Source organism: Massilia timonae CCUG 45783 (genome assembly GCF_000315425.1).
Lineage (GTDB): Bacteria > Pseudomonadota > Gammaproteobacteria > Burkholderiales > Burkholderiaceae_D > Telluria > Telluria timonae.
In genome coordinates, this window is the sequence record NZ_JH992922.1 from 1,883,268 (window position 1) to 1,896,762 (window position 13,495).

10 protein-coding genes are annotated in these 13,495 nt (G+C 69.3%); 1 reads left to right on the forward strand and 9 read right to left on the reverse strand.

Annotation, left to right across the window (positions count from 1 at the left end; genetic code table 11):
* Positions 1-5: 5 nt before the first annotated feature.
* Positions 6-1,112 carry a sensor histidine kinase gene (locus tag HMPREF9710_RS08045; RefSeq protein WP_005665460.1) on the forward strand — a complete coding sequence of 369 codons (1,107 nt, stop codon included), beginning with the start codon at positions 6-8 and terminating at the stop codon, positions 1,110-1,112.
* A 37-nt stretch (positions 1,113-1,149) separates the two neighbouring features.
* Here HMPREF9710_RS08045 and HMPREF9710_RS08050 read toward each other — a convergent pair whose 3' ends face one another.
* The 9 genes from HMPREF9710_RS08050 to HMPREF9710_RS08090 all read right to left on the reverse strand — a co-directional run bounded on the left by HMPREF9710_RS08050 (position 1,150) and on the right by HMPREF9710_RS08090 (position 13,488).
* A complete protein-coding gene (locus HMPREF9710_RS08050; protein WP_005665462.1) occupies positions 1,150-2,859 on the reverse strand; it encodes a response regulator in 1,710 nt (569 codons plus the stop codon).
* Positions 2,860-3,037: 178 nt separating this feature from the next.
* Positions 3,038-5,155, reverse strand: coding sequence for a DUF7024 domain-containing protein (locus tag HMPREF9710_RS08055; RefSeq protein WP_005665464.1), 2,118 nt, complete (start codon positions 5,153-5,155; stop codon positions 3,038-3,040).
* A gap of 16 nt (positions 5,156-5,171) precedes the next feature.
* Complete coding sequence (locus HMPREF9710_RS08060) at positions 5,172-5,948, reverse strand: PIG-L deacetylase family protein (RefSeq protein WP_005665466.1); 777 nt, start codon at positions 5,946-5,948, stop codon at positions 5,172-5,174.
* The gene (locus HMPREF9710_RS08065) at positions 5,938-6,792 is read right to left on the reverse strand and encodes a GNAT family N-acetyltransferase (RefSeq protein WP_005665467.1); all 855 of its coding nucleotides are present in this window, start codon (positions 6,790-6,792) and stop codon (positions 5,938-5,940) included. Before HMPREF9710_RS08065 ends, HMPREF9710_RS08060 begins: the two co-directional genes overlap by 11 nt.
* On the reverse strand, positions 6,792-7,166 hold the full coding sequence (locus HMPREF9710_RS08070; RefSeq protein WP_005665468.1) for a GtrA family protein: 375 nt from the start codon (positions 7,164-7,166) through the stop codon (positions 6,792-6,794). Before HMPREF9710_RS08070 ends, HMPREF9710_RS08065 begins: the two co-directional genes overlap by 1 nt.
* On the reverse strand, positions 7,159-8,211 hold the full coding sequence (locus tag HMPREF9710_RS08075) for a glycosyltransferase family 2 protein (RefSeq protein WP_005665469.1): 1,053 nt from the start codon (positions 8,209-8,211) through the stop codon (positions 7,159-7,161). Before HMPREF9710_RS08075 ends, HMPREF9710_RS08070 begins: the two co-directional genes overlap by 8 nt.
* 12 nt (positions 8,212-8,223) lie before the next feature.
* Complete coding sequence (locus HMPREF9710_RS08080; RefSeq protein ID WP_005665470.1) at positions 8,224-11,181, reverse strand: glycosyltransferase; 2,958 nt, start codon at positions 11,179-11,181, stop codon at positions 8,224-8,226.
* A gap of 1 nt (position 11,182) precedes the next feature.
* Entirely contained in the window at positions 11,183-12,463 is a 1,281-nt protein-coding gene (locus HMPREF9710_RS08085) for an FkbM family methyltransferase (protein ID WP_005665471.1), read from the reverse strand.
* Positions 12,460-13,488, reverse strand: coding sequence for an FkbM family methyltransferase (locus tag HMPREF9710_RS08090; RefSeq protein ID WP_005665472.1), 1,029 nt, complete (start codon positions 13,486-13,488; stop codon positions 12,460-12,462). Before HMPREF9710_RS08090 ends, HMPREF9710_RS08085 begins: the two co-directional genes overlap by 4 nt.
* Positions 13,489-13,495 lie beyond the last annotated feature (7 nt).

Sequence of the window (13,495 nt, forward strand, 5' to 3'; positions counted from 1 at the left end):
GGCGAATGCTCGCCCTGCGCGAGGTCGTGTTCGCCGAATGGGAAACGCGCGTGCGCGAGCGCATCGTCCAGGCGCGCACGGTGCAGCACCCGATTCTCATCGATACGCTTCCGGTGTTCTACGACAACATCGCGCAGAGCATCAGTCCGTCCTATCCCCGCACCTCGGGGGTCGACGGCACCACGGTTGCCGCCGAACATGGCGGCGAACGCGCGCGCGTCACGTCCTACGACCATGCCGCGCTGATCGGGGAATACCAGATCTTTCGCATGACCCTGTTCGAGGTGCTGCACCGCGAACGGGTCGTGCTCGACCATGCCGAGGCCCACACGATCCACGCTTCGATCGATTCCGGCATCCAGCAAGCGGTCGAGGCGTTTTCGCTCGTGAACAGCGGCTTTCGCGAACGGTTCGCGGCGGCGCTCACCCACGACATGCGCGGCCCCCTGAGCGCCACCATGACAGGTCTCGAACTCATCCTGCTGAGCAATGACCCGACCAGGATCAAGACCGTCGCGGCCAAGGCGCTGACGAATCTGCAGCGCATGAGCGGCATGGTCGACGAGCTGCTCGACACGATGGCATTCCACAGTGGCGAGAACATCCGGCTCAGCATGAACAGCGTGGACATCCTGGAGGTGATGAAGGAAGTCCAGGCCGACGCCCTGGCCGCCTATGGGACGCGCGTGCACGTGCAGGGTGGCAGCGTGGTTGGCTGCTGGGACCGCGCGGCGCTCAAGCGGGCCGCCGAGAATCTGGTGTCGAACGCGGTGAAGTATGGCGTCCCCGGTTCGCCCATCGACGTCCAGATCCAGGAGGTCCACGGACGCCTGCTGCTGACCGTCCATAACGAGGGACCGCCCATCCCGCCTGCCGAACAGGAGTGCATCTTCCAGATGTATCGCCGCGCCGATGCGGCCAGGAAGGGACAGAAGCAGGGCTGGGGAGTCGGCTTGCCTTATGTGCGCGCGGTGGCCGAGAGCCACGGCGGCAGCGTGGGCCTCGACAGCGACGTGGAACGCGGCACCACCTTCGTCATCGACATCCCGCTCGATGCGCGCATGCTCGACGCGGCGCCAACGCTGGAATCCGCGGCGCGGCCAGCGTCCTGAAGGCGGCTTCTGGTGGCGGGCGCGACCCTCGGAATGCTCAGGCGGCCCGCTTGAGCGCGGCCCCGACCCGGTCCAGCAAATCCTGGTGCTGGTAGGGCTTGGACAGCACGTCGAGCGTGCCGCTGGGCTTGCCGCGGCCGGGCAGTTCGTCCATGTAGCCGGTGGTAACCAGCACCGGCAGGCCGGGACGCCTGGCGTGCACGCGCTCGATCAGCTCCAGCCCGTTCATCCCGCCCGGCATGATCACGTCGGTGAACAGCAGGTCGGCCTGCTCGCCGCTTTCCAGCAGGCCGAGCGCGCGCTCGCCGCTGGGGGCCGACAGCACGTCGTAGCCGGCCATTTCGAGCATGGTCTCGGCCAGTTCGCGCACGTCGTCGTTGTCCTCGACCACCAGGATGCGGCAGCGCCGCTGCTGCGGCTCATCTTGCGTGCCGCCGCGCCGTTCGGCCAGCGAGGCGTCGTCGCTGGCCGCCTGCTCGGCGACCCGGAACACCATGCGCACCTGGGTGCCGCGACCCGGCTCGCTCTCGATGTCGAGCTTGCCGTGCGATTGCTGCACGAAACCATGCACCATCGCCAGGCCCAGGCCGGTGCCCGGTCCCTTGGTGGTGAAGAAGGGCTCGGTGGCGCGGCGCTTGACCTCGGGCGTCATGCCTTCGCCCTCGTCGTTCACGCAGATACAGACATAGTCGCCGGCCGGCAGGCCCAGCAGGCGGCAGCGCTCGTCGCCCAGCACGGCGGTGCCGACCGTGACGGCGCCGCCGTCCGGCATCGCGTCGCGTGCATTGAGCACCACGTTCAGGAGCGCCATCTCGAGATAGGTCGGGTCGATCGTGCAGGCCGGCAGACCGGGCTTGAGGTCGAGCCGCAGATCGATCTTCTCGCCCAGGGTGCGCACCAGCATGTCGGAAAACTCGACCACCAGGCTGTTCATGCTCAGGCGCTTCGGCTCCAGCCGCTGCTTGCGCGCGAAGGTGAGTAATTGTTGGGTCAACTTGCCGGCCTGCATCGTGGCGCGCTGGGCGCGCCGGATCGGCTCGGCCGCCTTGTGCTGGGGACCAGCGCCCAGCAGGGCGACTTCGAGGTTGCCGTTGATAACTTGCAGCAGGTTGTTGAAGTCGTGGGCCATGCCGGCCGAGAGCTGGCCGATGGCTTCCATCTTCTGCGCCTGCAGCCAGGATTCCTGGTTGTTGCGGCGCTCGGTGATGTCCATCTGCGAAGCGAAGAAGTACAGCAGCTTGCCTTCCTGGTCGAAGATGGGGCCGAAGAACAGGGCGTTCCAGAACGGCGTGCCGTCGGCCTTGTAGTTCACGATGTCGACCGCCACCGCGCGCTGTTCCTCGACCGCGCGGTGCAGCTCGGCCACGGTGGCGCGGTCGGTGTCGGGTCCCTGCAGGAAGCGGCAGTTGCGGCCCAGGATCTGCTCGATGGGGTAGCCGGTCAGGTCGACGAAGGCGCCGTTGGCGAACACGATCGGATTGTCTTCCTGGCGCGGATCGGTGATCAGCATCGGCATGCGGGTCATTTCGACTGCGGCGAAGAAGATGTTGCCGCGGTCGTGCAAGCCCTCGCGCTCGATGTAGCCGGACTGCCAGTGGTGGATGCCGGGATTGTCCTCGGGCAGTCCCATCGGGTGGACCGCATTGCCCTCGACGTCGCCGTCGGCCGGCACGCCGCGACTCTGGCCGCCGCCCTGGACGTCCAGATCTTTCTTGAGTGAATCGTCCTTCGTCGGTCCGAGTACCATGGGGTATCCTGGGCGGTTCGGGGGCCGGCGGAATGCCATTCCCTTAGGAGCTACTCTAGCCGTCGTGGCCGGTGCGCCTCCGTTCGTGAGCGCACAGAGGCGCCGCAGGGACGCTAAATAGGCGGCTATGCCGCCGAGGCCTGCTGCACCATTATTTTTTCACGCCAGCAAGCCTTCTTCATTGGTCAGCGCTGTTGCCGATTGCGATCTCGACCAGGCCGATGCCCAGTTCGCGCGGATCAGGCCATTCGCCGCGCGCCTTCGGTGAGATCGGCTTCGGCACGTCGATCGTCAGGATGCGCTGCGTGCCGTCGGTGGTGAGGCGCAGCCGCGCTTCCTGGACGCTGCCCGGGAGGCGGAAGGTGGCGCTCTGCTCACCCACGCGCACGGTGAACGGCAGGCCCGCATTGTCGGCATAGGCGCGCCCCTTGAGGATCAGGTCCAGCTGCTTCGGCAGCGGGCGGGCGAAGTGCAGCGCCACCTGCTTGCCATCCGACCAGCGCCCCCAGCCCTCGGCATGCGACAGGCCCTCCATCCGCGTCAGCAAGCCGCCTTCGACCAGTTCCTGCGACAGCTGGAAGGCGCCGATCGGATGGAATTCGCCGGCCAGGCGCACCAGCGCGTAATCGTCGGTCTTGATTACCGGCTTGACGTCGGCTGGCAGAGGGTGTTGGCCGATGACCAGCAGCCACTTCTTGCGCACGGGCAGCTGGTAGCTTTCGATCGGGGCGCTTGGCGCCAGTTCCAGCATGGCGCTGTCATTGTCGTCGATGTGGAATTGGGCGCGCATGATGTCCACCTCGCGGGAAGCGGCGATCGTGATCTGGTTGCGCTCGTGGCGCGGCACGTGGTCGCGCGCGGCGATGCCTGCATGGTCCGGCGCCCAGCCCGAGACGATCTGGGCCAGGTAGGCGGTGGTCAATTGGGCGCCCAGCGCCACGGTGATCGGCAGCAGCACGAACAGGAACAGCGAGGCCGCGCTCTGCTGGCCGAACGCCCACAACGCCAGCGCCAGCAGGCCGAGGCCGCCGACCATCCAGCCGCTCCACAGGGCGACGTCGATCGATGTGATTTCCGGGCTGTCGATCGGAGCCAGCGCATAGTGCGGCAGCAGCGCCAGCGCGGCCACGATGGCGGCGCCCACCAGCACGGCGGCGGCGACGCGCGCGCGCGGCGCGGCGGTGCGCAGGGCCGGCATCGAGAATGCGGCGCCGGCCAGCAGCAGCAGCAGCGGGAAGGTGAAGCTGTAGTAGCGCAGGTGCAGGCGCAGCACTTCCTGCGGGCCGACGCCGGCGATCGAGGCGGTGTAGGCCACCGTCATGCCGGCGGCCGAGCCGAGCATCAGAAAGGCGTACAGCGCCAGGCGGTTGAAGCGGAGGGCGGCGGCCTCGCGCGTGGCGCGGCTGAGGACCCATTGCAGCAGGATCGCCATCGGCAGCGGCAGCAGGATCGCCAGCGCCATCAGGTGGCCGCGGCCGTTGATGAAGCCGGCCGCGGCCAGCAGGCCCAGCTTGCTGCCGGCGCTCGAGCTGGCGGTGGAACCGTAGAAGCTGCCGAACAGGCTCAGGCCGGCGTCGCCGGCCAGCACGTAGCCGAGGCCGAACTTGACGGCCAGGGCGCTGGCGGCCAGCACCAGGGCGGCGCCCGCGCCCTCGCGCAGCCAGCCGCGGCCACTGCGGTCGCCGGCGCCATCACCGCCGCTGTCGGCGGATTCTTCCATCCGGGCGGCGATCACGAGGAACAGGCACAGGCCCGGCAGCAGGAACAGCGCATGCACTTTCACCAGGCTCATCATGCCCAGCACCAGGCCGGCCGACAGCGCAAGGCGTGTCCAGCCCCAGCGCGCGCGGGTGAGCAGCATCCAGCTCAGCACCAGGACGCCGAAGTAATAGGTGGCCTCGGGCATGAAGAAGGCGGTGTACAGGTTGAACGGCCCCATCAGGCACAGCAGGGTGATGGCGATCGCCACCACGGGCCGCGCCACCTGGCGTCCGATCATGTAGATGAAGGGGCCGGCGCCGACATACAGCAGCACGTTGCCGAAACGCGCGCAATCATAGAAACCGGTGCCGCAGGCGCTGGTGGCGCTGAACAGCCACAGGTACAGATAGGACGGCACGATGGCTTCGGCCAGCGGCTGCAGGCGCGACATCCTGCTGTAGTACCACTCGTCGGCGAAGATGGCCGGATACAGGCCGTGGTTGCGCAGCGCCAGCCAGGCGAGGACGGCCGCCAGGCCGGCGACCAGGATCAGCCATTCGCGTTTGTCGGTTGCAGGCGTGGCCGCAGGCAGCATCGTGGTTTCCTTTTTATTATGGTCGGGAAGGCAGGGCGCGCCATGCCGCGATCGCCGCGTGCATCCGCTCCCAGTCGAAGAATTTGCGCTTTTCGTAGTACAAAGGGCCCGGGTGCGGACGCTCGTCCAGACGGGCCGGATCGACTTTCTGCAGCGCCTGCTCGCCGCGCAGCAGGTAGTGCAGCAGCACGAAGGGGAACAGGCCGATCCAGGTATTGCGCTGCGACGGATAGGACAGGCACAGGCGCAGGTAGCGCCGGCGCGCGGCCCAGGAGATCGGGGTCGCTTCGACCGGGCCGTTGGCCGCCATCGGCGCCAGCACCCGGAACAGCGGTCCGCCCAGGCCCTCGGCCTGGTACAGCGAGAATTGCCAGGTGCGCGCCAGCAGGCCGCGTTCACAGGCCAGGGTCACCGTCAGCGCATGCAGGGCGTCGTGGTCGTGGTGGCCGCCTTCCCAGGCCGTCACGTGGATCGCCTCGATCGGGCAGAAGCCGTCGATCCATTGGCCGATCCAGCGTCCGGCCTGTTCCAGGTGCAGCGGCAGGCGCGCGTCGCCGATGCCCAGCTGCTGGCCGGCGAAGAACACGTCGCCGGGGGCCACGCCCAGTTGCGCAAGCACCGCCAGCGATTCGGCGTTGCGCTGCGCGGCGCTGCTCTTCGCGGTCTGGCCGTCGGTGAGATAGGCGCAGGCCACCCGCACCCCCTGGCGGCGCAGGGTGGCGATGCGTTCGAACACCCCGAACTCGTCGTCCTGGTGCGCGAACAGGAACAGGGCGACCGGCTCAATAGGCATCGAAGTCGAGGAAGCTGAACTGGATACGGGAAGGATCGAGCGCGGAAACACGCGGCACGAACGAGCGGTAGATCAGGTTCAGCGGAGATGGCCGCAGGCGCTGCGGGATGCTGGCGTAATTCCACCAGCTGGCGTTGGCGTCCGGGGCCAGGCCGATCAGCAGGCGCAGCGGCGACAGCAGCGGCGCGGCGCCATTGTCCGGCGCGGCTTGCAGCGGCCCATCCAGCTCGGCATAGGCCGGCAGGCGCAGGCCGAAGGCGGCGGCGTAGAACTGCTGGCGCGCGCCATGCGCGCGGCGGTGCACCGGATTGTGCGGGTTGGCGCAGCGCCAGGCCAGGGCCTCCGGGGTCCAGCTGCGTTCGAACGACAGTTGTGCGGCGGGCGCCTTGGGGCCGTGCGACAGCGTGCCCAGGCCGACCCGCGCCTCGAGCGGGCGCACCAGCTGGAAGCCCAGCTTGCGCACGAAGCCCGGCGTGCTGTTGGCGTTGGCCACGCCGTACACGCCGTCGAAGCCGGCCGCGGCGCCGGCCTCGAAGGTGGCCGCGGCCAGCTTGGTGAACAGGCCCTTGCCCTGGTAGTCGGGGTGGGTGGCGGTGTTCAGCGACAGCAGGACCAGCGCCTCGCGGCCCTCGACCCAGGCGCGCTGCGGGATGCAGACGTAGTGGGCCGCCAGGCGCTCGCCGTCCCAGGCGTCCATGCCGACCGCGGGGCCGTCCGGGTTGGCGGCGTACAGCCAGGTGAGATACTCGGGCGTGAACTTGTCGGCGCCGGGGAAGCAGGCGGCGAACAGGGCGCCGTATTGCGCCAGCGTGGCCTGGTCATGGGCAATGGAAGCGATGCGCATCACTTGAAGATCCAGTAGCGGCTGAGCAGGTATCCGTTCACCGCCACCAGCGGCAGCGACAGGATCTTCCCGGCCAGCGGGTTGTCGACGAGGGCCACCGTCAGCGCGACGCAGGCGATGGTCAAACCATAGTTCAGGCCCACCACGCACATGTAGCGGGCAAAGCTGCTTTTCGACGCCGCCTGGTCGAACGTGACCCGGCTGTGGAAGGCGTAGTTGACCAGCAGGCCGGCCACGAAGCCGGCGCTGGCGGCGGCCGTGTGGTGGAATCCTTTCATGACCAGCAGCTGCATCAGGCCGACGTCGATGCCGGCGCACAGCAGGCCGCCGGCCACGAATACGCCGAACTGGCGCAGGCGCGCGGCGTCAATCATCGCGGCGGCGCCGGAACAGCGTCTTCTTGTGCAGCGGGCGGCTCGGCACCGAGGCGATGTCATAGTTCAGGAAGGCCAGTATCAGCTGCACGCCCATGATCACCGGCAGCGCGGCCAGCATCACGGTGCCGGCCGGGGTCTCGACGTCGCTCTGGGCCGAGGCGATCCAGTGCGCGACGCCATACACCAGGCCGAAGGTGGTGAGCAGCACGCCGATCGGCAGCTCGAGCGAGGCCACCGACAGATTGCGCAGGTAGTAGTTGTAGAACAGGCGCTTGAAGAAGTTGCGCACGTTCTTGACCGCGAACTCGGTGATGACCTTCGAGACCTTCAGGTTGCTCACTTCGTCGCCATACACCGCGTCCATCGGCACGTCGACCGCCACCGCGCCCAGCGTGTTCAGGCGGAACAGCATGTCGCTTTCGAAGAAGTAGCGCTTGCTGATCTTGTCGAAGGGGAGGTAGCGCGCGGCATCGGCGTGGATCGCGGTATAGCCGTTGGTCGGATCGAACAGGTGCCAGTAGCCCGAGGACAGCTTGGTCATGAACGACAGCATGGCGTTGCCGAACAGGCGCACCGGCGGCATCGCGCCCAGCCGTTCGAGGTTGAAGAAGCGGTTGCCCTTGGTGTAGTCGGCTTCGCCGGCCAGGATCGGGGCCACGAACACCGGGATCAGGGACGCGTCCATCTGGCCGTCGCCGTCGATCTTGACGATCACGCTGGCGCCGTCCGCGATGGCGGCGCGGTAGCCGGTCATGACGGCGCCGCCCACGCCCTGGTTCTCGGCGTGCTCGAGCACGGTCACGCGCGGGTCGCGGCAGTTGGCGCGCACGAACTCGCCGCTGCCGTCCGGGCAGCGGTCGTCGACCACGTAGACGCGCGCCACTTCGGGACCGATGCCGGCGATGACGCCGATGATGTGGCGGGTGACGCGGTAGCTGGGGATCACCACTGCGATCGTTGCGGGCGCAGGTGCGGCGCTGGCGGCGCGGGCGCCGGCCGGTTGGTCGATGGCGTTCATGGCTTGGGTGACGGTGACGTTCATGGGGTTTTATTATTATCGGGTATTGACGCCCGCCTGTGCTGATCCAGGCAGGGTCTTGTACCAGCGCTGGCGCACCAGCGCGTCCAGCACTTGCCGGGCGCTGCCGTCCCAGGTCAGCCACGGCATGCCGGTCGACGGCGGCGCCGTGCCGGCGCGCTGCAGCGCCAGCCAGCCGGTGACGGCGTCGGCCAGGTCTTGCGGCGCCAGGCCTTCGAAGTAGGCGGCGTGCTCGCCGGCCACCTCGCGGAACACCGGCAGGCTGCGCGCCAGGATCGGGATGCCGTGCTGGGCGGCTTCGATCAGCGGCAGGCCGAAGCCTTCGCCTTCGGACGGCGCCAGCAGGGCCGAGGAATTCGCATACAGCTTGAGCAGCATCTCGTCCGAGATGCCGGCCAGCCAGAACAGGCGCCTGGACTTTTCGGGATGGGCGGCCATGCGCTCGCACACCTTCTCGACCATCCAGCCCTGCTTGCCGACCACCACCAGGTTGACGTCGACTCCGCTCTCCCACAGCAGCTCGAAGGCGGCCAGCGCCTGGGCATGGCCCTTGCGCGGCTCGACCGTGCCGACCATCAGGAAGCTGGGCCGCTGGCCGAGGGCGGCCAGCACCTGGTCGGCGTCCGGCGGCAGGCCGAAGCTCGGGGCGCTGGCGTCGATGTCGGCGCCCAGGTGGAAGTGGGCCAGCTTGAGCGGGCTGCGGCGCGTCATCTTCTCGCGTTCGATCCAGCCGGCCAGTTCGTCGGCCACGGCGCGCGAGATGCACAGCACGCCGTCGGCCACCTTGTGCACGGTGCGCAGGAAGTCGCCGAAATACTGTTCGGTCCCGAACGGGAACACCTCGGGCCGCAGGATCGGCAGCACGTCGTAGACGACGAAATAGACCTCCACGCCGCGCGCGCGCATCTCGAGCAGGCGCTGCTCGTTCTGCGAGGTGCCGTTGGTGAACAGGTCGAGGCCGAAGAACACGTCGCCGGGACGGATCTCGCACGGCGCGTCTTCCAGCGCCAGCTCGGATTCGCCCACCTGCTTCATGCCGAAGCCGCGCGCATAGCAATACGGCTGATTCGCGCCGACCGAGTACACCGGCTCGATCCGGAAGCCCGCCGGCGGCGCGGCGAACAGCGACAGCAGGATGCTGCGCACCACGCGCTGGATGCCGGTCTTGAGGTCGGACTGCACCATGGCCGAGACGTCGACCAGCAGCTGGCGCTGCGGCGCCGGCGCGCGGTTGAACGCGATCGCGGCGGCCAGCGCCGGCAGCTCGGCCTGGGCCGCCAGCGGCGCCGCGGCGTTCACCACTCGGCGGTAGACGGCGTCGCGGCCATTGCGCGCGAAGTCCTCGATCGCCTCGAGGTACAGGCGGCCGACCTGTGGCGGCGCGTGATGGCGCGCCATGTGTTCCAGCGCGTTGCCGGACAGGCGTTCGCGCAGCGCGCGGTCGGCGCGCAGGCTGGCCAGGCCGGCCGCCAGGTCGGCGGTCTCGAAGCGGTCCTCGAGCTTGACCAGGACGTCGTCCGGCAGCAGCGCGGTCGAGCCGTGGGCATTGACCACGGTCGGCACGCCGTACAGCAGGCAGTCGAGCACCGAGGCCGAGGTCTCGCCGCGGGTCGCATTGCGCAGCTGCACCGCGCCGTCGCAGGCGGCCAGCCAGTCGGCGTACGCCGCGGCGTCGACGAAGCCGGTGATGCGGATGCGGTTGGCTGCGGCGCTGGCGGCGATCCGTTCGGCCAGCTGCTCGCCATAGGGGCCGGGATCGTTGGCGCCGACGAACACCAGCCGGCAGTGCGGATCGGCGCCCAGCGGCGACGCCAGGAAGGCGTCCAGCAGCTCGGCATTGAGCTTGGTGCTGCCCAGCATGCCGAAGGTGCAGACCACGAAGGCGTCGTCGTCCAGGCCGAGGCGGCGGCGGGCGGCGGTGCGCGCCGCGGCGCGCCCGGCGTCGCTGGCGGCGCCGTCCGGACGGCCGCGCAGCAGCGGGATGGTGCGCCAGCCGTCGGCGGCGCCGGGGCCATACCATTCCTCGGCCAGGGTGCGCGAGAAATCGGAATGCACGATCACGCCGTTGGCGTGGTCGAGCACCGCCTTGTTGAGCGGATAGGTCCAGATCGACGGATTGCGGCCTTCCTTGCGGTGCGACAGCAGGCCGGTGTAGCCGTGCGATTCGTACAGCGCGCGCAGGAAGCCCTTGGGCAGGTATTTTTCGCGCTCGAGGTTGTCGAGCACGCCCGAGAAATAAAAGTCGTGCAGCACCACGGTGCCGGGCACGTCGCGCAGCAGCTGGAACATGTGCTGGTGGGCGTGCGAATTGCCGAAGTGGTAGACCACGCGCTCGAACTCGTGGGCGTGGGCGCGCAGCCAGTCGGGGTCGCGCAGGCGCATGCCGTCCAGGCGGCGGTCGTCGACCTTGTCCTGGGCCACCACCAGCTCGACGTCGTAGAACGCCGACAGCTCGGGCACCAGTTCGGCGCTGTAGTCGGCGATGCCGGAATGGACCGGGGGCAGCGGCGAGACGTAGGCCAGTTTCGGGCGGGTCGAAGGCGCCTGCGCCGGGCGCGCGCCGTTGGCGGCGCTGGTCTCGAGCGCGTCCAGCAGCGCGGCGGGATTCTGCGCATCGGCCGGGGCGCGGGTGAGGATCGGATACGGCGCGGAAGACGGCGCCGCTTCGCCAGCAGCGGCCTGCGGGCCGACGGCCAGCGCCGCCGCCGGCGCCAGGCCGGCCAGCGCGTGACGGCGCAGCAGCGCGGCCAGGCGCGGGTTCGATCCGAGGTCGAAGGCGCGCACGCGCGCCGCCAGCAGCGGTTCGAGGCGCAGGGTTTCCAGCGCCTCCTGGTCGTGCAGGGGCGCGGCCACCCACAGTTCGCCCTGGTAGCGGTCGTCGGCGCCGCGCGCGCGCGCCAGCGCGGCGCACAGTTCCAGGGCCGCCGGGTCGACCCGGCCGGTGTAAGCGAGAAGATCGATAACGATACGCATGTCAGGAGCTTGTATGAGTGGTGCGGGCGCGCTGCAGGTCGGCCAGCGCGGTGCGCACCGAGACCGGCAAGCCCCGCAGTTCGTCGGGGACGTGGGCCACGTCCGCCGGCAGCGGATCGGGCACCGCCTGCTTGACGGCGACCAGCGTCACCGCGACGCGCCGGCCCAGGGCCGGGAAGCGCAGCAGGATCGGGATCAGGAGGCGGCGCAGCAGTTCGACCCGGGTCAGGCGCTTGACCACGCGCTGCAGCAGGTGCGGCTCGCGCAGCTTGCGCGCCAGGCCGCCGGCGCGGCGCAGCGGACGCGTGATCTTCCACGAGGTGCTGTTTTCCAGTGCGGCGATCTGCCCTTGCAGGCCCTCGGCCCAGGCGCTCAGGCGGGCGGCGTCGGCGTGCACCTGCTCCAGTTCCTGGGTCAGCACGGCGGCGCGGCCTTCGGCATGCTCGGCGCGCTGGGTGGCGCCATCCATCTGCCACAGCAGTTCCATGGCCTGGGCGTGGAAGCGCTCGACTTGGGCTCCGAGTTCCTTCTGGCGCTCGCCGGCCGCCTGCAGCGCGGCGCCGAGCGTGCGCTCGGCGGCCCAGGCATGGTCCAGGTGCCAGGAAATGAAGCTGTCGAACACGTTCGGCTGGACGCCGAAATGGGCCAGCAGCTCGGCGTGTTCCTCGGCCACGTAGTAGCGGTTCAGGCCATCGAACCAGGCGAAGCGGTAGCGCTGGCCCGTCACCAGGTGCTCCCAGCTTTCGTGGTTGGTCTCGCGGCTGTTCGGCAGCGTCGCCTCGATCACCAGCACCCATGGGCGCCAGCGCGCGAAGTCCATTCCGCGCAGCACTTCGCCCTCGAAGCCTTCGACGTCGACCTTGAGGAAGTGGATCTCGCCGCGCACGTGTTCCTCGCAGATCGAGGCCAGGGTGCGTACCGGCACCGTGAGCTCGGCCACTTCATGGCCTTCGGCGCGGTGCATCTCGGCCACCGACTGTTCGGGCGAGGCCCAGCCGCGCACGGCCGGCACGTCGTACAGGGTCAGTTCGCCGTCGGCGGCGCCGGCCGCGATGGCCAGGTTGACGTCGTGCGGGCGCTGTTCCTCGAACGCCTGGTGGAAGGAGGGCAGCGGCTCGATGCTGACGCCGCGCCAGCCGCGCTCGTAGAAGGCCTTGGTGACCGAGTGCTCGACCGGGTCGTTGGCGCCGACGTCGATGTAGAAGCCGTGCCTGACGTGGCCGAGCGCGCGCCATAGCAGCACGTCCTCGCCGTTCTGTGCATACGAAACGAACTGGTTCATGCCGCGCCCTCGTCGAACAGCGCCGACAGGCCGTCGATGCCTGCCTGTTTCGCCAGCGCCTGCGCGGCCGACGGCTTGTCGTAAACCAGCAGCAGCACCAGCGCCTGGGCCAGCATGCCTTGCGCGTCGGCGCCGTGGCGCACGAACACGGCGTCGCCCCAGCCCAGGCGGTCGCGCGTGCGCGCCGCGCTGTCCACGCTCGGATAGCGGCACAGCGACGAGAAGTCGAGCAGCCAGAAGCCGGCCGCGCGCATCAGGGTCTCGATCTCCGAGAACAGGGCCTGCCCTTCGTAGATCGGCGCGAACGACACTTCGCAATGCACGACGCCGGTGCGCGCCAGCACGGCGCCCGCATGGCGCAGGGTCGGCAGCTCGAAGCCCTGGATGTCGAGCTTCAGGAAGTCGACCGCGCCTTCGTCCTCGAGCACGTCGTCGAGGCGGCTGGTGGCGACTTCCTCGGTATGCACCGTGTGCAGGTGGTCGAGGTCGCGCAACTGCGCGGTGAGCGCGCGGTTGAACGGCAGCAGCGAGGACGTCGCGTCGTCGTTGTTGGCGTGGAAGATATGGCGGCCGCCGTCGCCGATGAAGGTCGGGTACAGCGTGACCCGGCTGTCCGGATTGTTGCGGCGGCTGGCCTCGATCTTGTCCTGCTGCGGCTCGAAGCCGACGATGCGGTAGGGCAGGCCGTGGCGGGTCAGCGGCGCGTAGATGTGGTCTTCGTTTTCCAGTTCCTGGGCGCCGACGTCGACCACGGTGAGCGGACGCGCCAGCAGCGACGAGGCGGCCCTGGCCACGCGCGCCTTGAGCGCATCGAGGCCGGCGGCGCCCGGCGCGCCATGGCCCAGGCGGTATTCGTCGGACCCCATCAGGGCCGCCAGCAGTTCGTCGGCGATGGCGCCTTCGGCCAGGCGGCCGCTCCAGTAGGCCAGGCCGGCCGGATCGGGTTCGCGTCCCAGGAAGCCGCGGTACAGGCCGCGCACGACGGCGGCGTGGTCGGGTTCGGGGATAGGGGTGATGTCGGACATGATGGGT